This is a genomic window from Anaerobacterium chartisolvens, from assembly GCF_003337415.1.
Taxonomy (GTDB): Bacteria; Bacillota; Clostridia; order Acetivibrionales; family DSM-27016; genus Anaerobacterium; species Anaerobacterium chartisolvens.
Genome location: NZ_QPJT01000002.1, coordinates 15974 through 40810 on the forward strand (window position 1 = coordinate 15974; position 24837 = coordinate 40810).

Sequence of the window (24837 nt, forward strand, 5' to 3'; positions counted from 1 at the left end):
TTGGATGTTAAAGTGTCGACGGTGAAAAAGGGAGATGTCAACAATGACGGCAGCGTGAACACAGTAGACTTTGCCCTTGTAAAAAGGCATATACTGGAATATGAAATCTTAACGGGTAATGCGTTTGAAGCGGCGGATGTTGACGGAAACGGTACCGTTGATACCCTTGATTACCTGAAAATCAGGATGTACCTGCTTGAGATGATTTCGGAATTTTGAAAACACATGAGGTGCTTGTTGCTATTTTCTTAGGATATGGCATGGAAGAAACAAAAATTATAGGAGGTATGAAAATGCTTAAAAAATTAGCTTTAGCTTTTCTGATTTTTGCCCAAATAATTATATTTCTCTCTCCCCAGCAAAGTGTGCGGGCGGCTGCACGCCAGATGGAGAGTCTTGACCGCGGAGTGGTTGCTGTAAAAATAAGCAACGGCGTATTTGTTAGCTGGCGTGTACTAGGGACAGAGGCTTCAAGTGTTGCCTACAACCTGTACCGTGATTCTGTCAGGATTGCTACTGTTACAGGAGCCAGCAATTATAGCGATTCCGGAGGGACTTCAAGCTCCAAATATGCCGTAAGTACTGTAATCGGTGGGGTAGAGGGCGCGAAATCAATACCTGTAGGAGTATGGGGCCAGAATTATCTTTCTATTCCTTTGCAAATACCTGCAGGAGGGACTACCCCTGACGGGGCTGCTTATACTTACAGTGCCAATGACTGTAGTGTGGGAGATTTGGATGGAGACGGACAATATGAAATAGTGCTCAAGTGGGACCCTTCAAACGCTAAGGACAATTCGCAAAGCGGATATACGGGGAATGTATACCTTGATGCGTATAAAATGAACGGAACACATTTATGGAGAATCGATCTTGGAAGGAATATACGGGCAGGAGCGCATTATACTCAATTCATGGTCTATGATCTTGACGGTGACGGAAAGGCCGAGATAGCCTGTAAAACCGCCGACGGAACAAAGGATGCGGCAGGGGCTGTCATAGGCAGCGCGAGTGCGGATCACCGTAATTCATCGGGATATGTATTGTCGGGCACAGAGTACCTTACGATATTCCAGGGAGCTACAGGAAAGGCGCTTTATACAACTCAGTATGAGCCCGCCAGAGGCACGGTATCAAGCTGGGGGGATTCGTATGGAAACAGAGTGGACAGATTTCTGGCGTGCATTGCGTACCTTGACGGTGTACGCCCAAGCCTTGTTATGTGCAGAGGATATTACACACGAACGGTGCTTGTGGCGTATGATTGGAACGGAAGCACTCTTGCAAAGCGCTGGACCTTTGACAGCAACAGCAGCGGCAATTCCGGCTATGCGGGGCAGGGGAACCATAACCTCAGTGTGGCCGATGTGGACGGTGACGGCAGGGATGAGATAGTATACGGCTCATGCACTATTGACGATAACGGGAAGGGTCTTTATAATACCAACTTAAGGCATGGGGATGCAATGCATCTGGGGGATCTTAATCCAAATTCCCCCGGGCTTGAGGTATGGAGCTGTCATGAGGATACCGCAGGCAACGGAGGTATTGGAGCATCCTTCCGTGAGGCAAAAACGGGGAGGGTATTATGGAGCTATAGTGCCTCGCGTGACATAGGCAGGGCGTGTTCGGCGGATTTGACGGCAAGCTATCCCGGAGAGGAGGTATGGGCTTCAGGCTCTCCCTTATACAGCAGCACAGGCCAGAATATAGGTTCGGCCCCTTCACCCACGAATTTTGCCATATGGTGGGACGGGGATGAGCTAAGGGAGCTTCTGGACGGAATAACCATAAGCAAATACGGCGGGGGAACATTGCTTTCCGCGGTCGGCTGCGATTCCAATAACGGCACAAAAGCCACTCCCTGCCTGCAGGCAGATATTCTTGGAGACTGGCGTGAGGAAGTGATTTGGAGGACATCCGACAATAAATATCTGCGTATCTATACAACTACGGCAAGCACCAACAGACGGATTTATACCCTTATGCACGACCCGGTTTACCGGATGGGGGTTGCCTGGCAGAATGTGGCGTATAACCAGCCTCCCCACACAGGATTTTTCTTAGGCAGCGGAATGGCCCAGCCTCCTGTGCCTGAGATTTATATGGCGGGGGGTATACTTGAGCCGGTGCCGGGAGGCAGCCTGTATCAAGCGGAGGACGCGGTGTACGGCGGAAATGAGACAACCTTTGAGAACAAGCACACAGGCTATTACGGTACTGGCTATGTCAATATGTCGGTAAGCGGAGGATACCTTGAATTCAGGAATGTTGACGGAGGCTCAGGCGGTGCGACGGTGATCAAGCTTAGGAACGCTCTGGGAGCCGATACCTCCAGAACAGGAAGGATGCAGGTAAACGGAGGGGCATGGCAGGATATAACCTTCAGTCCCACAGGCTCATGGACGACATGGGCTGTACACGAGGTAAATGCAACGCTGTCCGCAGGGACTGCCAACACAATACGCATAGAAAGCACCGGGCAGGATTTGGCAAATATAGACCAACTGGATGTTAAAGTGTCGACGGTGAAAAAGGGAGATGTCAACAATGACGGCAGCGTGAACACAGTAGACTTTGCCCTTGTAAAAAGGCATATACTGGAATATGAAATTTTAACAGGTAATGCGTTTGAAGCGGCGGATGTTGACGGAAACGGTACCGTTGACACCCTTGATTACCTGAAAATCAGGATGTACCTGCTTGAGATGATTTCAGAGTTCTGACACATTCTTTATATTCGGGATTATGATGGCGCCGATGTCTTATAAAGTCATCGGCGCCGTTACAATTCCGGGAGTAAATCCGCTGCACAATACCGAAATTAAACAGCCCTATAGGCTTGTGGGAGATATTGCAGGCTTAAAGCTCAAAATTTTTTGTCGCGATATTTTTGCAGAATTCACTGTCATGCTCTACAAACAGAATAGTGGGTGAGTACTCAAGCAGTAACTCCTCTATCTGCATACGCGAGATAACATCTATAAAGTTAAGGGGCTCATCCCATATATGCAAATGGGCCTTCTCACAAAGGCTTCCCGCAATCAGCACTTTTTTCTTTTGGCCTCCGCTGAAATCAGATATATCCTTTTCAAATTGAGCTCTTGAAAAATCAAGCTTTCTCAAAATTGCTTTAAAGAGGCTTTCATCAATATCGTTATTTAAAGCGTAGTCGGTTAAACTGCCTTGAAGATATGACGTATCCTGAGAAACATAGGATATCTTAAGCCGGCTGCCTTTCCTGAAAGTGCCTGTGTAATCCATATCCTCTCCAAGAATAAGCTTTATAATGCTTGATTTCCCCGAACCGTTTTTACCTGTAAGCGCGATTCTGTCACCTCGCTCAATAGTAAAGCTGATATCCTTACAAGCTATTTTACTCCCATAAAAAACTGAAACATTCTCAAGCTCCACAAGCCGGCTTTTGTGATAAGCAAGCTGACAAAGCTTAAGGCTGTCGGAGTCTTCTATGTTTTTAAGAAGCTTGGATTTTTCATAAATAGCCTTTTGCTGCCTGTCTTCAATGGACTTTGAGCGCTTCATCATTTTGGCGGCCTTGTGGCCGATATATCCTCTGTCTGGCCTTAAGCCGGAGTTTCTTGTTCCATTTTTTGTTTTTTCCACCTTGTCTGACCAGTCGCTTGCTTGTTTTGCGGCCTCCGAAAGGCGGCTGATATCTTTCTTAAGCTTTTCGTTTTCTGAAAGCTCAAAGCTGTCCTGCCTTTTTTTGTTTTCCCACCAGCTTGAAAAGCTGCCCTTCTGGATTTCTATATTTGACCTATTGATTGAAAGTATGTGGTCAACACAGTTATCAAGAAAGGCTCTGTCGTGTGATACCAGAATAAAACCGCTCTTAGAATTAAGATACTTGCTTACAAGCTTTCTTGCATTTATGTCAAGGTGATTGGTTGGCTCATCAATCAGCAGAAAGCTGTTTTCCTTAAGAAATAAAGCGGCAAGCAGTACCTTGGTCTGTTCTCCGTCGGATAATGACTTAAAAGGGCGGTACAAAGCATCCTCAGATACTTCCAGCAATGAAAGCTCACGCATCAATTTCCATTCCAGATATTCGGGGAAAATTTTATTTACTGCATCGCTGGTTATGATTTCCTTATCTTCTACCTCAAAGGGAAAATATTCAAAGCAGGTATTTGAAGAAATAGTGCCCCTGTATTCGTATTTACCAAGCAGCAAATTAAGAAATGTTGTTTTCCCCCTCCCATTCCTTCCGGTAAAGCCTAATTTCCAATCTGTATCTATCTGAAAGCTTACATTTTCAAATATGTTATCGTAGCTGCCGTCATAGCTGAAGGTCAGATTTGTGACATTTATTAAAGACATAATTTTATCCTCCTAAAAAATAGTTAAGAAGCAAAAATAATAAGCTGCAAGAAAGTTAATTCTCGCAGCTCAAATAGTTTAGCAAAGCCAGACCCTGTCAAGGGGTGTGACGATCATATATAAGTGCCTACAAGTGAAAAATAATTAACCTTCCGCATAAGCATAACAAAATAAGCAATGTTTATATGCACTGTTATTTTATTATGTTTTATATAAATAATCAGCAAGAAAGGTTAAACACTTTTTCAACTCCAATCGCATCATTTTTAATGAATTATACCATATTTATTTTAAAGATTCAACAAATACGTGTGGAAGCTTTGTGAGATGCTCAATTTCCCTCAATTGCGCAAATTTTCATTATGCTATATAATTCAGATAGATTATTACTATATTTGCTGCTTGAGGATAAAGGAGAATTTATGATGGAATATTTATCTAATAATAGTATATATGACTTTTCCAAATAGCTACGCACTGCGTAGCCAATTGAGCTGGACACATTATCGCCTTCTAATGCGGGTTGAAGAAAAAGCTGTAATTCTTTTTTTGAATAATTATCCGTCTACAAAAAATATTTGAAAATTAAGCCATAATAAGGTATACTATCAATAGCATATAAGAAATGGAAAACTTGTGTGCGGGACTATCTGCTTTTGCAGCAACTCTGGGAACCGGGTGGCGGTGCATGCAACGTTGTGCCGGCAGAAAACAGCAGGTAAATCAGTACAAGCCTCAGGGATGAAAGGCAGGTGAAGATAACAGAATAATAAGGATTTCCGATGTGGTAACATAGAGTAAATTACTTGTCACAACCTGAATGCGTAAAGTGTATTTTATTATTTTTCCTTTAAGCTGAATTCATATTTGCAGGGAATTTATATAATTCTACAAGCCCTCATATCTATTGTACATTTTCTATTTACATATACAGCACACAGGCTTAATAATTCCTGTATCTAATTGGTAACTGCCACATTGGCATTAGTTAATCTTAATTTCGGATTTTACAAAAGATGAATTAAAACGAAAAGCTCGACTTTTTGGATGTCTGTTATTGTGAATAGCATAGCTTTTTAGCTGTGACTAAATTGAGGGGGTAAATTTAATGAAAAAGACTATGGTTTTTTTAATGAGCATTTTAATTGTTCTTATGACAGTCATGCCGGTATTAAGTGCTTATGCGGCCGGAGGTGCGGTAATCCCCGAGCTGAATATTCCAAAGAAAAATATTCCGGATAACGATGCAATGCGCTTTGTGAACAACATGAGGCTCGGATGGAACTTAGGTAATACGTTTGACGCTATTGACAACAACTGGCTGACCGATGAAATGGAGTATGAAGCAACATGGTCGGGAGTATATACCACCAAGCAAATGATAGACTTTTTAAAGCAAAAAGGCTTTAATGCCATTCGTATTCCGGTTTCATGGCATAACCACGTAAGCGGCACAGATTTTAAAATCAGTGACAGATGGCTGAACCGTGTGCAGGAAGTGGTGAATTATTGTATTGACAATAATATGTATGTCATTTTAAATATTCACCACGATATTGACAGGAGATATTACTTTCCAAGCAGTGCTTACAGGGAAAGCTCCAGACGCTATGTGACTTCTATCTGGTCACAGCTTGCGGCAAAGTTTGCAAGCTATGACAACCGCCTTATTTTTGAATCAATTAATGAGCCTCGCCTTGTCGGTCATGTAAACGAATGGTGGATTGATATAAACAATGCGGATGTAATCGACTCTATAAATACCATCAATACCTTAAATCAGGCGTTTGTTGATACGGTGCGCGCAACAGGAGGCAACAATGCCAGCAGGTATCTTATGTGCCCGGGGTATTGTGCATCGCCCGACGGAGCGACAAACCAGTATTTTAGACTGCCTAATGATATTTCCAGCAATGTAAACAAGCTGATAGTTTCAGTACATGCATATTCACCGTATAATTTTGCGCTGCAGGCAGAGAACGAGGGCGGAATCAACTATTGGAGTGTTAACGATCCCACAAGCGTCAGCGGTGTGACAAGCTTTATGGATCCCTTATACAGCAAGTATACCAGCAAGGGCATCCCGGTAGTAATCGGTGAGTTCGGAGCAAGAAATAAGAATGATAATCTACAGTCAAGAGTAGAATATTCCTCCTATTATGTTGCTGCAGCTACGGCACGGGGAATTAGCTGCTTCTTGTGGGATAATAATGCATTTACAGGTACCGGTGAATTATTCGGCTTCTTCGACAGAGCGGCTTGCCAGATTAGATATCCTGAAATTGTAGATGGAATGCTAAAGTATGCTCTTAAGGGGCCTGAATTGGTATATGGGGATTGCAACGGTGACGGAAAAGTTAATTCTACGGACTTTGCAGAGTTTAAGAGGTATTTGTTGGATTCTGAGAGTACATATAATAAGGTGCTGGATCTCAACCGCGACAATGCAGTAAATTCAGTCGACTTTGCCATTATGAAGCAGTACCTGCTTGGTATCATAGGCAGCATTCCCGTAAATTAAACCAGTACCCTGACTGCCAAAGATCAATTCTGTTGCGAGGTGCTAGCGGACTGGGGCGTAAAAACTCCGGCCCGCTTTTTATGTACCCCATTGCCATTTAATACGATTTAATGATAAAATTATCCTGTCAGCCATGCGGCGTACATATTTTGTGAGGTTGCAATTTAGTTTAATGGAGGGGTTAAATATGCTCTATGCAGAATGCCGGGGTGAATCGGAGCCGATCATTCCAAAGGGCGCTGTGGCATTTATAAGGCATCAGTATGCAGATGAACCGGCTATGGGAATTATACGGGATATAAGGGGGAAGCTTATATATATCTGTGTTAACGGAGACTTTAAGAAGTATAACCCATGCAAAGGAGAACAGGTATCCTGCAGGCTTGTTGACGGAAGGTATGAATATGATGTCTGCGGCAGTGTAGAGGATTTTAGTGCCGTGAACCCTGCCGGTATATGTATCTGTGTCAGCAGCATAAGCAAATATGAAAATAGCAGGGCTTTTAAAAGATATTGTGTGGATTTTACCGCTGAGGCGCAGCTTTCAAGCGACCGGAAGGTATATAACGCCCGTATCAAAAATATAAGCGTTATAGGTGCAGCTATGGAAATGGGGACATTTATAAGCAACGGCACGCTGGTAGACTTAAATGTGCCTCTCGATACGGGAGAAGGAGATGCGTTGGAGCTGAAGGCCAGAGTAACAAGGAGTATTCCGCAGGATAACGGGTATGAGTATGGAATGGAGTTTATATATATGAGTGCAAGAAGCAAGGATTTGCTTGACAGGCTTATCTTTTTGCTGAGCTCCGATGAAAGCAAGCATATTGACGGATTAATATAAAGGATCGGTACTGATGGAGGAAATAAGGCTGCAAAAATATATGGCGGAGGCCGGCGTCGCGTCCAGAAGAAAATGTGAAGAGCTTATAAAAGAAGGATATGTGTCGGTGAACGGAAGGACAGTCACCGATATGGGTGTTAAGGTATCCGACAGCGACGTCCTCGAGGTTAAAGGAAGAAGGATGTGCCGGGATAAAAATAAAATATATATAATGCTGCATAAGCCCCCGGGATATATTACAACAGTAAGGGATCAATTTTCCAGACCTTCTGTCATCGATCTTATAGACGATAAGGGACACCGCGTTTTTCCGGTAGGAAGGTTAGATTATGATACCTCAGGGCTGCTGCTTCTTACCAATGATGGGCAGCTTGCTCATGAACTGACCCATCCCAGTCATGAGACCGAGAAGGTGTATGTTGCGGAGGTGAAGGGGGTACCGGCTGAGAGGGAGATGAATTTAATCAGGAGGGGAATAAGGATTGAGGAATATATAACTGCCCCCGCAAAAATTAAAATTGTTGAAGAACAAAAAATCGGGAATTTCATAAACGCGGTTGTTGAAATCAAAATTCACGAAGGCAAAAACAGGCAGATCAGAAAAATGTGTGAGGCAATAGGACATCCGGTTATTAAATTAAAAAGGATTTCTGTAGGGATGCTGAGGCTTGGAGAGCTGCCCGAGGGAAAATGGAGATATTTAAGTGATGAAGAGGTAAAAAGCCTAAGGTATAAACAAAATTTAGCCAGGCAGGCTGCAAAGGAATGAAATTGCAGCCTGCCTGACTTTAAACGGAAGGGCTTTTTGCTTCAACAAACTGGAGATTAAATAATGAGATGCTTTTGCTACTTCTTTTTGTCGTGATTTTTATAGCTTGCGCATAGCGTTTCATCATAAGGCGCTCCGCTGTCCGATTTTGCGGATGCGCTTACCTGTATTGCATCCAATGTGCATAAATTGTCTTTGTTAGTGTTATAAATACAGCTTCCTACCGAACACATAATTCTCTGACAAGTTGACATTTTGATTCAAGCCTCCTATAAAGATTATTTGTTCTCAAGATATATTTTGCTCAGAAAATATGCTTTATATATGTAAATAAACCGGCAATATGCGGAAATTGAAGCATATCGCCGGTTTATTACAAATAACGCGCGTCTTAAGGAAATATATCGTTGCTTTTTTAGTACTCTGGTTAAAATTAGTAATAATTGCTGAAATCGCGGAAAAAGGTATCTCCTCCGTTAGATATAATGGCGGCAATTAAAATTATATATATAATTATAATCAATATGCTAAATCCTATTTTGACTATGGTAGATATTCCATTTAGCTTAAAATATTTCAAGAGATTGTAATAGCACAGGGATATATTTTGAGCGTCATTTTCCATCATATATCTCTTCATATTATCCACCGCGTTTAAAAGCTTGACCCCTGCCATTATCATAGGTACTCCATATGCCGCGGTTATTATGCCCAGACATGAAAAGGCTCCTGCTATTATATCTATAATAGCTCTGAAAGTGGCCCACCCTGTAAAGCTTTTTAAATCACCCATACTCATGTTAATAGAGAAATATTGCTGTCCGGACTGCGCGTTTGGGTATTCCGGACTACTGAACTGCTGCGGACTTAATTCATTTTCAAGATCCTTATCGCTGTTGTTTTCCATAAAACGATCCCCCCTTATAAATAGTCATAGGATTTTTTGACAAAAATATTATATCATAACCGACACAGAGTACATAAATAATTTTATTCAATGTGGGCAAATTTTATTTATACTGAATATAAATTTATTTTGACAAAATAAATTTTCCAATTTACAATGATAGTGTTTAAAAATAGAGGTAAAACGGCTTTGTTAGATTGGCCTTGTAAACGGTATAAAAAATAAATACATTAGGAGTGGATGATATGGAGCTTTGGTATACTGAATTTCAAACAAAAGGAGTTGGCATAACCTGCAAGACAAAAAAAACGTATCACACGGAGAAGACTCAATTTCAGGAAATGGCCCTGATTGAAACGGAGCAATTCGGAAGAATGCTTGTTTTGGACGGTACTGTCCAGACCACTATTGAGGACGAGTTTGTTTATCACGAAATGATAACCCATGTGCCTTTGTTTACTCATAACAACCCCAAAAAGGCTTTGGTTGTAGGCGGAGGAGACGGCGGGGCCATAAGGGAAATTTTAAAGCATCCTTCAATTGAAAAGGCTGTTTTATGTGAAATAGACGGAAGGGTGGTAGAGCTGTGCAGGGAATACCTGCCTGAGATAAGCTGCGCGCTTAGTGACAGCAGGGCGGATGTGCAAATAGCCGACGGTATCAAGTATGTGCAGGAGCATAAGAACGAATTTGATGTAATTATGGTTGATTCTACCGATCCTGTGGGTCCGGCGGTAGGATTATTCGCGGTTGATTTTTACAGGGCTATTTATGAGTCTTTGAAGGAGGACGGGATATTTGTGGCGCAGACTGAGTCTCCTTTTTTCCATAAGGAGCTTATAAAAGGCGTATACAGGGATGTTAAGTCGGTTTTCCCCATAGCAAGGCTTTATACCTGCGCAATTCCTACATACCCCAGCGGGTACTGGAGCTTTACCATGGGCTCTAAAAAGTATGACCCGATAGAGACAGACACTTCTAAAATTCCTGAGCTTGACACAAAGTATTACTGTGCGGATGTTCACAAGGCAGCATTTGCCCTGCCAAGGTTTGCCGCGGAGCTTGTAAAGTGATTGTTTTTCTGTTTGCGGGCTTATAAATATAGTGTTTGGGAGGTGTGGTATGTTTCCGTCGGAATTAGGCTTTGCAATGCCCCCCGAGTGGTCGGAGCACATGGGAACTCTTATGGAATGGCCCATTAAGGAGGCCCTGTGGCCGGAGCCGTTTGAGGAGGTGCTTGAGGCCTTTGCGAATACTGCCAAAAGTATTGCTCAATTTGAGCCTGTTATTATGATAGCAAGGCCCGAGCTTGCAGAACAGGCACAAAGGCTTTGCGGGGGCGGTATAAAAATACTGGAAATGCTGCATGATGATTCGTGGATGCGGGATAATGGGCCGACCTTTGTGATTAACAGCAGGGGAGAGCTGTCGGGAATAAACTGGAGGTTTAACGCATGGGGGGGAAAATACCCGTTTAATTATGACGACATGGTTGCGTTTAAGGTTTTAAACTGCCTTGAAATACCATGCTTTGATGCGCCTCTGATTATGGAGGGAGGTTCGATTCATGTAGACGGTGAAGGAACTGTTCTCACTACCGAGCAGTGCCTGTTAAATGCAAACAGGAATCCTCATATGAATAAAGATCAAATAGAGGACATGCTAAAGAAATATCTTGGAGCCAAAAAGATTATATGGCTAAAGAACGGCTTATACGGGGATGATACCGACGGACATATAGATAATGTCGCTTGCTTTGCAGGGCCGGGAAAGGTAATTGTGCAGATATCCTCGGATAAAAATAACCCCAATTATGAAAGATCGGCGGAGAACCTTGAAATTCTTAAAGGCTGTACCGACGCACAAGGGAGATTCCTTGAGATAATAGAAATTGAGCAGCCGGGAGAAGAGCTTTATGACGGCGCGTATTTGACACTCAGCTATATAAATTTCTATTTTGTAAACGGAGGTATTATTCTTCCGGTTTTTGGAGGGAAGCACAGTGAAACTGACTCCAACGCAAAAAATGTCCTGCAAAGAGCTTTCCCGGACAGAAGGATTGTAGCTGTGGATGGTATGCCTATTGCAAGAGGAGGAGGGAATGTACACTGCATAACCCAGCAGATGCCGCGGGGAGTGCCCGCAGGAATTTTTTAAAGAAGGGAGGAAGGGCTGTTGAAGGTTGTGGTTGCAGCCACACAGATGGAGTGCGGCGCGGATACTGATGAAAATATAATGAGGGCTGAGGGGCTTGTTCGTGAGGCCGCTTCAAAGGGCGCTCATATAATAGTTTTGCAGGAGCTTTTTGAGGGGCCTTACTTTTGCAGCAGGGAGGACACTGTATGCTATGGCTATGCCGCACCTCTGGAGGAGAACAAGGCTGTACGGCATTTCAAAGCCATTTCAAGGGAGCTCGGGGTGGTTTTACCCATCAGCTTTTATGAAAGAAAAAACAATGCAAGGTATAATTCAGTGGCGGTGATAGATGCCGACGGAAGCATTCTTGGAGTATACAGAAAGACACATATTCCATGCGGGCCGGGGTATCAGGAAAAGTTTTACTTTAATCCCGGTGACACAGGCTTTAAGGTGTGGGATACGCGGTATGCAAAAATAGGGGTGGGAATATGCTGGGATCAGTGGTACCCCGAGACTGCGCGCTGCATGGCCCTGATGGGCGCGGAGCTTCTGCTTTTCCCTACCGCCATAGGCTCAGAGCCCGAGGACTCGGCCGACGCGGGGGTTGATTCCAAAAACCATTGGCAGATGTGTATGCAGGGACATTCTGCGTGCAACATCATGCCTGTTATTGCTTCCAACAGGATCGGAACCGAAGGAGAGGGTCAGACCGCGGTGACCTTTTACGGATCGTCCTTTATTACAAACCACACCGGGGAAAAGGTGGCAGAAGCAGACAGGAAGTCCAGAGCTGTTCTTACATGGGAATTCGACCTTGATGAAATTGCCGGACACAGAGCCTCGTGGGGAGTATTCAGGGACAGGAGGCCTGAAATGTACAGGCAGATATTGACAAGCGACGGCAGTATATTCTAAAAGCTATATAGGATGCAATAAAGATTTTACAAACATGGAGGCTATAATTGCTTACAGAAATTTTTAATAGCAACGAAAAGACGCCTTGCGGGGAAATGTCTCACGGGTATGTCATCAGGCACTTTTCTTAGATGTATTCCTTACGGGTCAAAAAAAATTTCTTCCATCAAGTTATATCCTCCATGTAAAATCTTTATTGCTAAATATATAATTGTGATATAAGGGCGGGCATTGCGTATGGAGGTAATAAAAAATTCACTGGGACAGTCCCACGATATAATACGGAGTATTGTTAAAAAGGGAGACAGCGCAATAGATGCAACGGCGGGGAATGGAAATGATACCGCCTTTCTCGCGGAGCTTGTGGGAGAAGCGGGAATGGTATATTCATTTGACATACAGAGTGAGGCATTGCAAAAAACCGCCGCTCTCCTGGACAAAAGAGGGCTTTCGGAAAGGGCAACACTTATAAGGGACGGGCACCAGAATATGGATCGCTATGTTTCGGGGGATGTGAAGGCCGTAATGTTCAACCTTGGATATCTTCCCGGCGGAGACCACAGCATAGGCACAAGAGCCGAAACCACAATACAGGCCGTTGAAAATGGCATGGGGCTTATAGCGGTTGGAGGGATAATATCCGTTGTTGTCTACTACGGGGGAGACAGCGGCTTTGATGAGAAGGAAGCGTTTATGAGGTATATACAGGAGATAGACTACAGGCGCTTTAAGGTTATGAAAACGGAATTTGTCAATCAGCCGAATTGTCCTCCCATACTTGTTTGCATAGAGAGGCTGAAATGAAACGGGCTGCTTAAATGGGCGATCGAAAATGATATCCTTTTTTAAGCAGCCTGTTTTGTAAAAATTTTATAATTTTATATTATAAAAATTTTTACAAGGAAATTATTGCATAAAGTGCTTAAGTAATATATAATTTTTAGTATAATTAGCACCAGGTGATAATATCATATGATAAAAATGCTTATATATAATAAAGAATATGAGGTGTTTTAACAATGGGTAATGCTGACAAAATAAAGGAATTGCATGAGAGAAGAGCCAAGGTTGCTTTAGGCGGCGGGAGTGCGGGAATTGAAAAGCAGCATAAGGCGGGCAAGATGACTGCAAGGGAAAGAATGACGATGCTTTTTGACGAAGGCAGCTTTGTTGAGACGGACGCTTATATGGAAACAAGAGGAATAGACTTTGACATGCAGAAGAAAAAGCTTCCGGGAGACGGAGTGGTGACGGGCTATGGTACCGTAAACGGGCGGCTTGTATATGCTTCGGCGCAGGACTTTACTGTTATAGGAGGCTCTCTGGGTGAGATGCATGCCAGAAAAATAACAAAGGCAATGGACATGGCTATAAAAATGGGAGCGCCCTTTATATGCATGAATGACTCCGGCGGTGCCAGGGTGCAGGAGGGTGTCGATTCGCTGAGCGGCTATGGAGACATATTTTACAGGAACACTCTTGCATCGGGTGTAATACCGCAGATTTCGGTAATAATGGGGCCCTGCGCGGGCGGGGCTGTTTACTCCCCGGCAATTACGGACTTTATATTCATGGTTGAGAAGACAAGCTATATGTGCATTACGGGACCGGAGATTATAAAATCGGTTACCGGAGAGGCCGTCACCACCGAGCAGCTCGGAGGGGCTGACATTCATAATTCAGTAAGCGGTGTAGCGCATTTCAAGTACTCAAGCGAGCAGGAATGTATGGATGACATAAAAAGGCTTATAAGCTTTCTTCCCGACAATAACCTTACCGATTCACCGGCTTATGCCAATCAAGACGATGTAAACAGAATGTCGGAGAGGCTTAACACGCTGATACCGGAGGAGGCAAGCAAGCCCTATGACATGAGGGAGGTTATAGGCGAAATTGTTGACGGAGGGGACTTCTTTGAGGTTCAAAAGCATTTTGCACAGAATATACTAATAGGATTCGCAAGAATGGATGGAAGCACTATAGGAATAATAGCCAACCAGCCGAGCTTTGCGGCGGGAGTTCTCGATGTGAATTCCGCCGACAAGGCCGCCAGGTTTGTACGTTTCTGCGATGCGTTTAATATACCTCTTGTCACCTTTACCGATGTGCCGGGCTATCTTCCCGGAGTCGGTCAGGAGCACAGCGGTGTTATAAGGCACGGAGCAAAGCTGCTGTATGCTTTTTCGGAGGCCACTGTGCCTAAGATAAACATTATTGTAAGAAAAGCATACGGAGGTGCTTATATTGCAATGAACAGCAAGCACTTAGGTGCGGATGTAGTGCTGGCATGGCCTGCAGCCGAAATTGCCGTTATGGGGCCCGAGGGGGCGGCAAACCTTATATTCAGAAAGGCAATTTCAGAGGCGGCGGACCCCGCTGAGGAAAGAAAGAACAAAATACAGGAGTACAGGGACAAGTTTTCCAACCCGTATGTTGCGGCAGCAAGAGGCTATGTGGATGATGTAATTGAGCCCTCTGAGACAAGGCCCAGAATTATAAATTCACTTCAGATGCTTGCCGGAAAGAGAGAGGGCAGGCCAACCAAGAAGCATGGAAATATACCTCTTTAGGATATATAAATTCAGTGAGTTAATTATATAAAAGCTTTTATTGATACGAAGTAAAACAATAAAATGATACAAAAACAGGAGGATGTGGATTATGAAAAAATTTCTGATAAAGGTAAACGGAACTCAGTATGAGGTAGAGGTTGAAGAGGTAAAGGCGGAGGTAGCCCCTGCAGAGACAAAGGCTTCCGCTCCTGCACCGTCGTCTGCTCCTGCACCCGCTCCTAAGCCCGTGGAGGCGCCGACACCTGCACCGGAGGGTGCGGCTTCTGTAAAGGCTCCCATGCCGGGTACAATACTTAAGGTAAACGTGAGTGCCGGGGATACTGTTAAAAAAGGGCAGATACTTTTGGTGCTTGAGGCCATGAAGATGGAAAATGAGATTGTTTCTCCTTCTGACGGCAAGGTGGCGGCGGTAAATGTTGCCAAGGGCTCGTCGGTCAATGCGGGAGATGTAATGGTGTCTATAGCATAAGGCAGCCGGAAGGAGGTATTATTATGGCAAGGGTTAAAATCACGGAAACGGTTTTAAGAGATGCACACCAGTCTTTAATCGCCACAAGAATGAAGCTTGAGGATATGCTTCCCATATTGGAGAAGCTTGACGATGTAGGGTATAATTCGCTTGAGGCGTGGGGAGGCGCTACCTTTGACGCATGCCTTAGATTTTTGAACGAGGACCCGTGGGAAAGATTGAGAAAGATAAGGTCAAGTGTAAAAAAGACAAAGCTCCAGATGCTTCTAAGAGGGCAGAACCTGCTTGGGTACAAGCATTATGCCGACGATGTGGTCGAGTATTTTGTACGCAAGGCTATAGCAAACGGAATGGATATAATAAGAATATTTGATGCTTTAAACGATGTTAGAAATCTGGAAACAGCCATAAAGGCCTGCAAAAAGGAGGGGGGACACGCACAGGGGACGGTTTGCTACACAATAAGCCCGGTGCACACGCTCCAGCATTTTGTAAACGATGCAAAGACATTGGAGGAAATGGGCGCCGATTCAATTTGCATAAAGGACATGGCGGGATTGCTTATACCATATGAAGCATATGAGCTTGTAAAGGCGATAAAGGAAAATATCAAAATTCCTTTGCAGATTCATACCCATTATACCAGCGGAGTGGCCTCTATGACATATTTAAAGGCAATAGAGGCGGGAATAGACGTAGTGGACTGCGCTATTTCGCCTATGGCTATGGGAACGTCCCAGCCTCCGACAGAGCCTCTTGTAGCTACATTAAAGGGAACTCCCTATGATACGGGCTACGATCTCGGCCTTTTGAGTGAAATTGCAGATTACTTCAGGCCTTTGAAGGACAGCTATGTGCAGAGCGGGCTTTTGGATGTCAAAATGATGGGTGTTGATGTTAACGCACTTATATATCAGGTTCCGGGAGGTATGCTTTCCAATCTGGTTTCGCAGCTTAAGCAGTCAAATGCCATGGATAAGTATGAGGATGTTCTGAAGGAGGTACCGAGAGTGCGGGAAGATTTTGGGTATCCTCCACTTGTAACTCCTACCAGTCAAATAGTTGGGACTCAGGCTGTTTTGAACATTGTAACGGGAGAAAGGTATAAAATGGTTCCAAAGGAGTCAAAGGCAGTGGTTAAGGGTGAGTACGGAAAAACTCCCGCTCCGGTGCCTGATGCCATTTCAAAGCAGATACTGGGAGAAGAGAAGCCCATAACCTGCAGGCCCGCAGACTTAATTGCTCCCGAGCTTGACAGCATAAGAGAGCAGATAAAGGAATTTATGGAACAGGATGAGGATGTGCTGTCGTATGCACTGCTGCCTCAGGTGGCTGAAAAGTTCTTTAAATACCGCAAGGATATGAAAAGCAAGAAGGAAGGCGCACCTGAGGAAAATGCCGGAGAGGCAAACGGAGAGATACTGGCTGCCATAACTGCGGCTGTGGCCTCGATGGAGTCTAAGCCGGGATATAATCTTGTTGTAAGGTCTTTTAGACGTGTTCCTCAGACGGCTCCTGTCTGGAGCACGGCAGGAAGGCTGCAAAGGTTTCAGACCAAGCTGTAGCTTCATTGCATGCCGCTGCCTGAACTAAATATTTATAATTTCAAGGCCGTATGACTGGGAATAAGCCCCAATCATACGGCCTTTTTGAAGGTATTGGGATTTTTGCATTTTTTATATGGAACGAAAATAGTTTGACTGCCGCAGTTAATAATTTTGCAGCAGCTTGATTTTTATCCTGCAAAAATGTAATATAGATATATAATACAATTTTTCATACTTCCATGGTATTAGGTTAAATACAAAAAACTCGTATAAAAAAATGCAGGTAAAGAATAAAAATATTTCTTGTACATATTTTAACCGATATAGGATTATTAAAGTAAATACATAGGAGGACTCTTTAATGAGTTTTGAGGATAAGCTGGAATTGAGAGCTACATTAGAAATAAATGCAAATCTGGAGATATACAGGATTGTGGATTTTCTTAATAAAAATCTCAAGGATAGGGATGTCATATTCGGATTGAGTAAAAAAGGAGAAAAAATGGTTGTTTCAATATATGAGACGTGATGCATATACCTGATTGCTTTGGGTGTTTACATATATAAGGAGGCTTAAAGGATGGAAAGTAAAATGCAGGATCTTATTAAAAATATTCAGGAAAACATGTCGGCTTTGAGCAAGGGACAAAAGCTTATAGCAAATTATATAATAAATCATTATGAAAAGGCTGCATTTATGACTGCAGCAAGGTTAGGAGAGGTTGTGGGGGTCAGTGAGTCTACCGTTGTAAGGTTTGCCATAGAATTGGGCTTTGACGGCTATCCCAAGCTGCAGAAGGTTTTGCAGGAACTTATAAAAACCAAGCTTACATCGGTTCAAAGGATGGAGGTATCGTCAAACAGGATAAGCGAGGATAATATTTTAAAGAGTGTCTTGCAGTTGGATATGGAGAAGATAAAGATTACTCTCGAGGAAATAAATCAGGAGGTGTTTAACGAGGTTATCGAAAGCCTTCTGACGGCAAAAAAAATATATATCCTGGGGGTAAGGAGCTCTGCGCCCTTAGCGAGCTTTTTGGGCTTTTATTTTAATATAATATTTGACAACATAAGGCTTGTGCATACCACCAGCGTGAGTGAAATGTTTGAACAGATTATCAAGGTTTCAGAAGGGGATGCTGTAATAGGCATAAGCTTCCCCAGATATTCCAAAAGAACAATAAACGCCATGAAATTTGTAAAAAGTCAGGGTGCTACGGTTATAGCTATTACAGACAGTGGCGAGTCTCCTCTTGCGGCATGTGCCGATCACTCTCTTATAGCAAGGAGCGATATGGCATCCTTTGTAGATTCGCTTGTTGCTCCATTAAGTGTTATAAATGCTCTTATTGTGGCTCTTGGGATGAAAAAGAGGGATCAGATTTACGGCACATTTGAAAAGCTTGAAAAGATATGGGATGAGTATCAGGTATACGAAAAATATGACAGTGGGGATGCTGCCGGAAAAGAGGATTATTGAGCATTGCCAGGACATAGTGTGTCAGATGTAAGATGGGGTGAATGTTAATTCGCCCTTATTTTTTTGAATTTGGCAATAATATATATATTAAGCTTAAGGAGCTATTGCAATGGCAAAAAGAGTTGTGGTTATAGGCGGAGGGGCGGCGGGAATTATGGCTGCCGGGAAGGCGGCAGAGAAGGGAAATGAGGTTATTCTTCTTGAGAAAAACGACAGGCTGGGTAAAAAAATACTCATTTCAGGAAAGGGAAGATGCAACATAACCAATAATATGGATATAGAGGGCTTGCTTGAAAATACTCCCGGAAACGGCAGCTTTCTGTATTCGGCTTTTTATACCTTTTCAAATACCGATTTGATAGAATTTTTTAAGGGTTATGGCTTAAATACAAAGGTGGAAAGAGGAGGAAGGGTTTTTCCCGTATCGGATAAATCTCAGGATGTGGTTCTGGCATTAAAAAAATTTATAGACACACACGGGGTACAGGTGCATTTTAATTCCGCTGTAAAATGTATTAACGAAGCTTTGGGACAGGTACGGGGCGTTGTTTTAAAAGATGGGAGGAGAATAGACTGTGATGCTGTCATAATTGCGTCGGGCGGAGCCTCCTACCCCGGAACAGGATCTACGGGTGACGGTTATATCATGGCGAAAAGCCTTGGACATAGAGTGACTGATTTAAAGCCGTCTCTTGTGCCGTTGCTGGTGAGGGAGGAATGGGTAAGGGAGGTTCAGGGCTTATCCTTAAAGAATATATCCGTAACCTTTATTAATAAAGAGGGCAGGAAAATATACAGTGATTTCGGTGAAATGATATTTACTCATTTCGGAGTGTCCGGGCCTGTTATATTAAGCGCGAGCAGGCATTTGCTGAATTATGATTACAGGAATATCAGAATGCTTATAGACATGAAGCCTGCATTGACGGAGGAAAAGCTTGACGACAGGGTACAAAGGGATTTTGAGAAAAATTCCAGAAAGCAGTTTAAAAATTCTCTGGGGGAGCTGCTGCCTCAAAAAATTATTCCTGTTTTTATAAAGCTCTCGGAAATCTCGCCTTATAAATATGTAAATCAAATAACAAGAGAAGAGAGAAGAAGGCTTGTAAGACTGCTCAAAAGTATTGAGCTGGAAATAACGGGGGCGAGGCCTATTAAGGAGGCAATTGTCACTGCGGGAGGAGTATGTACAAATGAAATAAACCCTTCTACTATGGAATCTAAGCTTGTTAAGGGCTTGTTTTTCGCAGGGGAGGTAATAGATGTAGATGCATATACGGGAGGATTTAATCTTACAATTGCGTTTTCAACGGGATTTTTAGCGGGAGCAAGCTGCTGATATTTTTACAGACAGCCCCAGGTAGTGTGTATTTTTACCTTAATCCGTGCATATTATTTACAAATAATAATATCAGGGGGGCGGGCTTTGAAGATATTTATTCGCAGAATTAAATCCATTAATAAAAATAGATGGAGAGAGGGGAAATATACGGAAAACAGAAAGCTGTCATTCGAGAGAATAATTTTTTTAACCTTCATACTGGCATTCACCTTTCTGATTGTGGTACAAACTATTTTAATAAGCCCTGTTGCAAGAACCTTTATCTCTGGAAGGAGCGAGCCGGAGGGAATACCTTTGGGCAGGGAAGAGTATCTTTATGATGAAGGAGAGATAGGTGTCAAGCTTTTAAACGGAAATGCAGACGGAAAGGTAAAAATTTTGGTGAACGGTGATGAGGCAGGGGTGTTTACAGGCGGTATAGTGACGCTTAAGGTGAGAGACGGAGATGTGGTTGAGGTTGACGGGAGCGGTACAGGCGATGAGGTTGAGGCGGTTATAGTTACAAGGAGCGGCAATATAGATAATGACTGTGCCAATAAAAGAGTCAGGGTGAAATACGGAGTTAAAAAGCTTACACAGATTAAAATTCAATAAAATAATAGATAAACATACTGTTTATCTATTATTTTATGTTGTTTTAAGACCCTACTTCCTATATAATAGTTATTGTTTGTAAATAAACTCTAATTGACTGGCTATAGCGGGGAATAGAATAATATGGATGGTAAACAGTTTGGAAGCAAGGATATTGCAGGTGCGGCTATAAAAGTTGCTCTTACATCGGACAGGCATCAGGAAAAGCTGCTGCAGTCGGAATTTGTAAAGACAGGGGTTTATACTGCCGCGGTGGACTATGGGGGAGAGTTTATAAATTCCGTTATGAAAATAGTTGAAAGGGCTGTTGTGTCTGCTAAAAGAGAGGGCGTCATCACCGACAGCCATGTGGAAGAGGGTGCTGTTGCGGGGGCTACCAGAGAAGCTATATCGCAGATAATGCCCAAGGCTATAGGACTCAATGTAGGAGGAAAGATAGGGATAGCACGGTTTAATGACCATATAAGCGTCGCCATATTTTTTGGCATAGGACTGCTGCATTTGAACGAGGTGGCAATAGGCCTCGGACACCGAGTAGTCTAAAGAGGCTTTATAATATGCAGAAGGGTAGAATGGGGGATTAATATGACAGTTAGGGCTATAAGAGGAGCCGTAACGGTTGAAAATAACAGTGCGTTCGAAATAATAGATGAGACAAAAGCTCTGTTGACTGAAATCATAAAAGAAAATAATGTTGAGCAAGATAATATAATAAGCATAATATTCACAGCCACAAAGGATCTTGACGCCGCTTTTCCGGCAGTGGCCGCCAGACAGTTGGGATGGACAAGGGTTGCGCTTATGTGTACAAGCGAGATAGATGTGCCGGGAAGCCTTAAAAGCTGTATACGGGTATTGCTTCATATAAACAGTGAAAAGTCAAATAGTGAAATAAAGAATATATATCTTAAAGGGGCAAAGGTTCTGCGTCCGGATTTATAACTTTTATGCTGTGCAAAAGAGGAATTTCGACATAATCTATAGAATACTTATTAAGAAATGCGGTATCAATATTATGCCAGACGACCCTTAAACACTATTTGGAGGAATAATTTTGAAGAAGGTAAATATAGCAATTGACGGACCGGCAGGTGCTGGCAAAAGCACCATTGCAAGAACAGTATCGGAGACTCTGGGATTTATTTATCTTGATACCGGCGCAATGTATAGGGCTGTGGCTTTAAAGGCCATAAGGCAGGGAATAAACACCCGTGACTTAAACGCGTTGTCGGAGCTTGTTAAAAACATTGATGTAAGAATTTTTTATGCCGCTAATGAGCAAAGAGTCCTTCTTGACAACGAAGATGTTACTTGTGAGATACGGACACCTGAAATTTCAATAGCTGCGTCGGATGTGGCGGCAGTGCCTGAGGTCAGGATTAAGATGGTGGAACTCCAAAGAGATATTGCAAAAGCCAACGATGTTGTAATGGATGGAAGAGACATAGGCTCTTATGTGCTTCCTGATGCCGATGTGAAAATATATCTGACGGCTACAGTTGAGGCCAGAGCGCTGAGAAGATTTAATGAACAGGCCGATAAGGGAATTAAAGCTGCCTCTATTGAAGAGGTTATGAAAGATATAGAATACAGGGACAGGAACGACAGCACCCGGGAATTTGCTCCTTTAGTCAAGGCCGGGGATGCTGTGGAGATTGATACCACCCATATGAGTGTGCGGGAGGTTGTAAACAAAATTATTTCACTGATAAAGGAGCAAAGCACATGATAGATGTCTTAAGGTTTTTTGTGAATATGTTTTTTTCTGTTTTTTACAGGGTTGAGATTAAGGGAATAGAAAATGTTCCAAAGAAAGGCTCGGCTTTAATATGTGCAAACCATGTCGGAGAGCTGGATATGTTTTTTATAGGCTTTAGGATAAAAAGGCTGGTTCGGTGGATGGCCAAGGAGGAGCTGTTTAGAAATCCTGTTCTGGGAGGCTTGATAAAATGGCTTGGGGCATTTCCTGTAAAAAGAGGGAAAGCCGATGTGAGGGCAATAAAGACGGCGTTTAATTTGCTTGACGAGGGACATATAGTTGGAATTTTTGCCGAGGGAACAAGAACAAGGGGCAAGGCGGGCGTGGCAAAAGTAAACCCCGGAGCCGCAATGTTTGCGGTTAAAAAGCAGGTGCCTGTAATACCGGTAGGCGTTGAGGGCCGGTATAAGCTGTTCAGCAAGGTCAGGGTGGTGTTCGGAGAGCCCTATTATATAGAGGCCGATAAAAATAAGAAATATATGAATGAAGAATTTACAGAGATAAGCAGGGATATAATGAAGAAAGTATACGGATTACTGGAGGGAAGGTAGTTGGATATTATAGTGGCTGAAACGGCAGGCTTTTGTTTTGGAGTAGACAGGGCTGTTAGCTCGGTTCGCCGTTTAATAGAGGGCAGTGCCGGAAAAATTTATACGCTTGGAGCGGTTATACATAATCCTCAGGTTAATGACGATTTTGCTTCAAGGGGAGTTAAAATTATTAGCGGTATCGAGGAAGCGGAGTTGCCCGGAAATATAGTTGTGCGGGCACATGGAATTGCTAAAGATGTTTATGAAGGGTTAATCAGGGAAGGTGTGAATGTAGTTGATGCTACATGTCCTTATGTGAAAAAAATACATAATTTAGTTCAGGAAAAGTATAAAGAGGGCTACGGCATAATTATAATTGGAGATAAAGATCATCCTGAGGTGAAGGGTATAAATGGCTGGTGCGAAAATACGGCTGTTATACTGGACAGCGAAGAGGAAGTACAGGCATTGAAAGAAAGCAGGCAAAAGGTGTGTGTAGTAGCTCAAACTACTATTACAAAAGAAAAATGGGAAAATATTAATAAATGCCTAGAAAATAAATTTGAAAATATCATAAAATTTGATACAATATGTAGTGCGACTAGTCAAAGGCAAAAAGAAGCTTTGCAAATAGCGAAAATTGTCGACTGCATGATAGTAATCGGAGGCAGAGACAGTTCCAACACACAGAAGCTCTATGAGATCTGTAAAAAGTATTGTTTCAATACTATAAAAATTGAAATGCCCAGTGAGTTGCCACTGGAAGATATAAATAAATATAAAAAAGTCGGTATCACTGCTGGAGCATCAACGCCTGACTGGATAATCAAGGAGGTTATAGGAAAAATGGATGAATTAAATAGACAGGAAAACGAAATGAGCTTCAAGGAAGCGTTTGAAAGTTCTCTTGTTACTGTGCGTAGTGGAGAGGTTGTAAAGGGCACAGTTATTGGCTTTAACAATACGGAGGTATATGTAAATCTGGGGTTTAAATGTGACGGAATTATTCCTATAGGGGAGTTTTCTGATGACCCTGATTTTAATCCTGAAGAATCAATAAAAATCGGCGATGAGCTTGAGGTGTTTGTTGTCAGAGTAAATGATGCTGAAGGAAGCGTTATGCTGTCTAAGAAAAAAGTGGACGCACTAAAGTCATGGGACAAAATTGAGGAAGTATATGAAAGCAAAACTCCTGTCAAGGCTAAGGTGGTTGAGGTTGTAAATGGGGGAGTCATTGCCAGTGCAAACGGGATAAGGATATTTATACCGGCTTCTCAAATCAGCGATAAATTTGTTAAGGATTTGAGAGAGTTTTTAAAACAGACAGTTAACGTAAGAATTATTGAATATAATAAGCAGAAGAGAAAGATAGTTGGTTCTCAAAGGGTTATTTTAGAAGAGGAAAAGGCAAAGCTGTCAAGTGACTTATGGGAGTCCATGGAAACAGGTAAAAAATACAGCGGTGTTGTAAAGAGCTTTACTGATTTTGGGGCTTTTGTAGATATTGGAGGAGTTGACGGGCTTATTCACATATCTGAATTGTCATGGACAAAGGTAAAGCACCCCTCAGAGGTTTTGAATATTGGAGACAACATTGAAGTAGTTATCTTAGAGTTTGACAGAAGCAAAAAGAGAATTTCCTTAGGATACAGAAGAGCGGAAGACAATCCATGGTTTAACATAGAGGAGAAGTATAAGGTAGGGGATGTGGTAAAGGGAAAAGTAGCCAGACTTGTGCCTTTTGGAGCTTTTATAGAGCTTGAAAAGGGAGTGGACGGACTGGTTCACATTTCTCAGATATCCAGTGTCAGGCTTGCAAAGCCCTCTGATGTGTTGGAGGCAGGGCAGGAAATTGAGGCTAAGGTTACTGAAGTTAATGCCGAAGGCAACAGGATAAGCTTAAGCATTAAAGAGGTCAATCCAATAGATCCTGTTAAGGAAAAGGATGAGGCTGCTGCCGGAGGTACGGGTGAGGATGTTCCTACCGAGCATAAAGAGGATATGAATGTTACCATAGCTGATGCCGCCGAGTCTTCGGATGAAGATAAAAAGGACGAATAGCATGTGTGGAATATAGATAAATGCAAAAATAAGGACCCGTTTAAAC

At 42.8% G+C, this 24837-nt stretch carries 24 protein-coding genes; 21 read left to right on the forward strand and 3 right to left on the reverse strand.

Going from position 1 to position 24837, the window contains the following annotated elements; translation table 11 throughout:
- Nucleotides 1-219: dockerin type I repeat-containing protein (locus DFR58_RS21725; protein ID WP_207659093.1), on the forward strand; the 219-nt coding region annotated here is incomplete at its 5' end.
- A 74-nt stretch (nt 220-293) separates the two neighbouring features.
- Nucleotides 294-2726 (forward strand): rhamnogalacturonan lyase family protein, encoded by a 2433-nt coding sequence (locus DFR58_RS01675; protein ID WP_114296319.1) that lies wholly within the window; start codon nt 294-296, stop codon nt 2724-2726.
- Between the two features lie 136 nt (nt 2727-2862).
- Here DFR58_RS01675 and DFR58_RS01680 read toward each other — a convergent pair whose 3' ends face one another.
- On the reverse strand, nt 2863-4341 hold the full coding sequence (locus tag DFR58_RS01680) for an Lsa family ABC-F type ribosomal protection protein (RefSeq protein WP_114296079.1): 1479 nt from the start codon (nt 4339-4341) through the stop codon (nt 2863-2865).
- A 1108-nt stretch (nt 4342-5449) separates the two neighbouring features.
- On the opposite strand from DFR58_RS01680, the gene DFR58_RS01685 reads away from it, so the two are divergent.
- From DFR58_RS01685 to DFR58_RS01695, 3 genes are all read left to right on the forward strand, one after another.
- Nucleotides 5450-6862 (forward strand): cellulase family glycosylhydrolase, encoded by a 1413-nt coding sequence (locus DFR58_RS01685; protein ID WP_114296080.1) that lies wholly within the window; start codon nt 5450-5452, stop codon nt 6860-6862.
- Nucleotides 6863-7049: 187 nt separating this feature from the next.
- A complete protein-coding gene (locus DFR58_RS01690; protein ID WP_170137994.1) occupies nt 7050-7706 on the forward strand; it encodes a PilZ domain-containing protein in 657 nt (218 codons plus the stop codon).
- 13 nt (nt 7707-7719) lie between these two features.
- Entirely contained in the window at nt 7720-8475 is a 756-nt protein-coding gene (locus tag DFR58_RS01695) for a pseudouridine synthase (RefSeq protein WP_114296082.1), read from the forward strand.
- A 77-nt stretch (nt 8476-8552) separates the two neighbouring features.
- Here DFR58_RS01695 and DFR58_RS01700 read toward each other — a convergent pair whose 3' ends face one another.
- Nucleotides 8553-8729 carry a DUF1540 domain-containing protein gene (locus tag DFR58_RS01700; protein ID WP_114296083.1) on the reverse strand — a complete coding sequence of 59 codons (177 nt, stop codon included), beginning with the start codon at nt 8727-8729 and terminating at the stop codon, nt 8553-8555.
- A gap of 179 nt (nt 8730-8908) precedes the next feature.
- Entirely contained in the window at nt 8909-9382 is a 474-nt protein-coding gene (locus DFR58_RS01705; RefSeq protein ID WP_114296084.1) for a DUF5362 family protein, read from the reverse strand.
- A gap of 245 nt (nt 9383-9627) precedes the next feature.
- Here DFR58_RS01705 and speE point away from each other — a divergent pair, with 245 nt between their 5' ends.
- The 16 genes from speE to DFR58_RS01785 all read left to right on the forward strand — a co-directional run bounded on the left by speE (nt 9628) and on the right by DFR58_RS01785 (nt 24791).
- Entirely contained in the window at nt 9628-10455 is an 828-nt protein-coding gene (gene speE, locus DFR58_RS01710; RefSeq protein WP_114296085.1) for a polyamine aminopropyltransferase, read from the forward strand.
- Between the two features lie 49 nt (nt 10456-10504).
- Complete coding sequence (locus DFR58_RS01715; protein WP_114296086.1) at nt 10505-11539, forward strand: agmatine deiminase family protein; 1035 nt, start codon at nt 10505-10507, stop codon at nt 11537-11539.
- A gap of 15 nt (nt 11540-11554) precedes the next feature.
- The gene (gene aguB / locus DFR58_RS01720) at nt 11555-12436 is read left to right on the forward strand and encodes an N-carbamoylputrescine amidase (protein WP_114296087.1); all 882 of its coding nucleotides are present in this window, start codon (nt 11555-11557) and stop codon (nt 12434-12436) included.
- A gap of 237 nt (nt 12437-12673) precedes the next feature.
- Nucleotides 12674-13240, forward strand: coding sequence for a tRNA 5-(aminomethyl)-2-thiouridylate-methyltransferase MnmM (gene mnmM / locus DFR58_RS01725; protein ID WP_114296088.1), 567 nt, complete (start codon nt 12674-12676; stop codon nt 13238-13240).
- Nucleotides 13241-13455: 215 nt separating this feature from the next.
- Nucleotides 13456-15006: an acyl-CoA carboxylase subunit beta gene (locus DFR58_RS01730; protein WP_114296089.1), complete on the forward strand. Its 1551-nt coding sequence runs from the start codon at nt 13456-13458 to the stop codon at nt 15004-15006.
- A 91-nt stretch (nt 15007-15097) separates the two neighbouring features.
- Complete coding sequence (locus tag DFR58_RS01735; protein WP_114296090.1) at nt 15098-15478, forward strand: biotin/lipoyl-containing protein; 381 nt, start codon at nt 15098-15100, stop codon at nt 15476-15478.
- 23 nt (nt 15479-15501) lie between these two features.
- Complete coding sequence (locus DFR58_RS01740; protein ID WP_114296091.1) at nt 15502-17043, forward strand: oxaloacetate decarboxylase subunit alpha; 1542 nt, start codon at nt 15502-15504, stop codon at nt 17041-17043.
- A gap of 343 nt (nt 17044-17386) precedes the next feature.
- Entirely contained in the window at nt 17387-17554 is a 168-nt protein-coding gene (locus DFR58_RS01745; protein WP_114296092.1) for a YpmA family protein, read from the forward strand.
- A gap of 51 nt (nt 17555-17605) precedes the next feature.
- The gene (locus tag DFR58_RS01750) at nt 17606-18505 is read left to right on the forward strand and encodes a MurR/RpiR family transcriptional regulator (protein ID WP_114296093.1); all 900 of its coding nucleotides are present in this window, start codon (nt 17606-17608) and stop codon (nt 18503-18505) included.
- 109 nt (nt 18506-18614) lie between these two features.
- Nucleotides 18615-19844 (forward strand): BaiN/RdsA family NAD(P)/FAD-dependent oxidoreductase, encoded by a 1230-nt coding sequence (locus DFR58_RS01755; protein WP_114296094.1) that lies wholly within the window; start codon nt 18615-18617, stop codon nt 19842-19844.
- An 87-nt stretch (nt 19845-19931) separates the two neighbouring features.
- Nucleotides 19932-20441, forward strand: a complete 510-nt coding sequence (locus DFR58_RS01760; protein ID WP_114296095.1) for a hypothetical protein — start codon at nt 19932-19934, stop codon at nt 20439-20441.
- Nucleotides 20442-20564: 123 nt separating this feature from the next.
- Nucleotides 20565-20984, forward strand: a complete 420-nt coding sequence (locus DFR58_RS01765) for a HutP family protein (protein WP_114296096.1) — start codon at nt 20565-20567, stop codon at nt 20982-20984.
- A 42-nt stretch (nt 20985-21026) separates the two neighbouring features.
- A complete protein-coding gene (gene aroH, locus DFR58_RS01770) occupies nt 21027-21383 on the forward strand; it encodes a chorismate mutase (protein ID WP_114296097.1) in 357 nt (118 codons plus the stop codon).
- 109 nt (nt 21384-21492) lie between these two features.
- Nucleotides 21493-22170: a (d)CMP kinase gene (gene cmk / locus DFR58_RS01775; protein WP_114296098.1), complete on the forward strand. Its 678-nt coding sequence runs from the start codon at nt 21493-21495 to the stop codon at nt 22168-22170.
- Entirely contained in the window at nt 22167-22751 is a 585-nt protein-coding gene (locus DFR58_RS01780; RefSeq protein ID WP_114296099.1) for a lysophospholipid acyltransferase family protein, read from the forward strand. The genes cmk and DFR58_RS01780 overlap by 4 nt, the downstream gene beginning before the upstream one ends.
- A complete protein-coding gene (locus tag DFR58_RS01785; RefSeq protein ID WP_114296100.1) occupies nt 22752-24791 on the forward strand; it encodes a bifunctional 4-hydroxy-3-methylbut-2-enyl diphosphate reductase/30S ribosomal protein S1 in 2040 nt (679 codons plus the stop codon).
- Nucleotides 24792-24837: the final 46 nt, after the last annotated feature.

Excerpts from the sequence above, each read along its gene's own strand:
- DFR58_RS01750 (WP_114296093.1), top strand. The coding sequence starts at position 17,606 with ATGGAAAGTAAAATGCAGGATCTTATTAAAAATATTCAGGAAAACATG.
- mnmM (WP_114296088.1), top strand. The coding sequence starts at position 12,674 with ATGGAGGTAATAAAAAATTCACTGGGACAGTCCCACGATATAATACGG.
- speE (WP_114296085.1), top strand. The coding sequence starts at position 9,628 with ATGGAGCTTTGGTATACTGAATTTCAAACAAAAGGAGTTGGCATAACC.
- DFR58_RS01690 (WP_170137994.1), top strand. The coding sequence starts at position 7,050 with ATGCTCTATGCAGAATGCCGGGGTGAATCGGAGCCGATCATTCCAAAG.
- DFR58_RS01695 (WP_114296082.1), top strand. The coding sequence starts at position 7,720 with ATGGAGGAAATAAGGCTGCAAAAATATATGGCGGAGGCCGGCGTCGCG.
- DFR58_RS01675 (WP_114296319.1), top strand. The coding sequence starts at position 294 with ATGCTTAAAAAATTAGCTTTAGCTTTTCTGATTTTTGCCCAAATAATT.
- DFR58_RS01735 (WP_114296090.1), top strand. The coding sequence starts at position 15,098 with ATGAAAAAATTTCTGATAAAGGTAAACGGAACTCAGTATGAGGTAGAG.
- DFR58_RS01730 (WP_114296089.1), top strand. The coding sequence starts at position 13,456 with ATGGGTAATGCTGACAAAATAAAGGAATTGCATGAGAGAAGAGCCAAG.
- DFR58_RS01745 (WP_114296092.1), top strand. The coding sequence starts at position 17,387 with ATGAGTTTTGAGGATAAGCTGGAATTGAGAGCTACATTAGAAATAAAT.
- DFR58_RS01765 (WP_114296096.1), top strand. The coding sequence starts at position 20,565 with ATGGATGGTAAACAGTTTGGAAGCAAGGATATTGCAGGTGCGGCTATA.
- DFR58_RS01685 (WP_114296080.1), top strand. The coding sequence starts at position 5,450 with ATGAAAAAGACTATGGTTTTTTTAATGAGCATTTTAATTGTTCTTATG.
- DFR58_RS01740 (WP_114296091.1), top strand. The coding sequence starts at position 15,502 with ATGGCAAGGGTTAAAATCACGGAAACGGTTTTAAGAGATGCACACCAG.
- DFR58_RS01780 (WP_114296099.1), top strand. The coding sequence starts at position 22,167 with ATGATAGATGTCTTAAGGTTTTTTGTGAATATGTTTTTTTCTGTTTTT.
- DFR58_RS01680 (WP_114296079.1), bottom strand. The coding sequence starts at position 4,341 with ATGTCTTTAATAAATGTCACAAATCTGACCTTCAGCTATGACGGCAGC.
- aroH (WP_114296097.1), top strand. The coding sequence starts at position 21,027 with ATGACAGTTAGGGCTATAAGAGGAGCCGTAACGGTTGAAAATAACAGT.
- DFR58_RS01700 (WP_114296083.1), bottom strand. The coding sequence starts at position 8,729 with ATGTCAACTTGTCAGAGAATTATGTGTTCGGTAGGAAGCTGTATTTAT.
- DFR58_RS01755 (WP_114296094.1), top strand. The coding sequence starts at position 18,615 with ATGGCAAAAAGAGTTGTGGTTATAGGCGGAGGGGCGGCGGGAATTATG.
- DFR58_RS01705 (WP_114296084.1), bottom strand. The coding sequence starts at position 9,382 with ATGGAAAACAACAGCGATAAGGATCTTGAAAATGAATTAAGTCCGCAG.
- DFR58_RS01715 (WP_114296086.1), top strand. The coding sequence starts at position 10,505 with ATGTTTCCGTCGGAATTAGGCTTTGCAATGCCCCCCGAGTGGTCGGAG.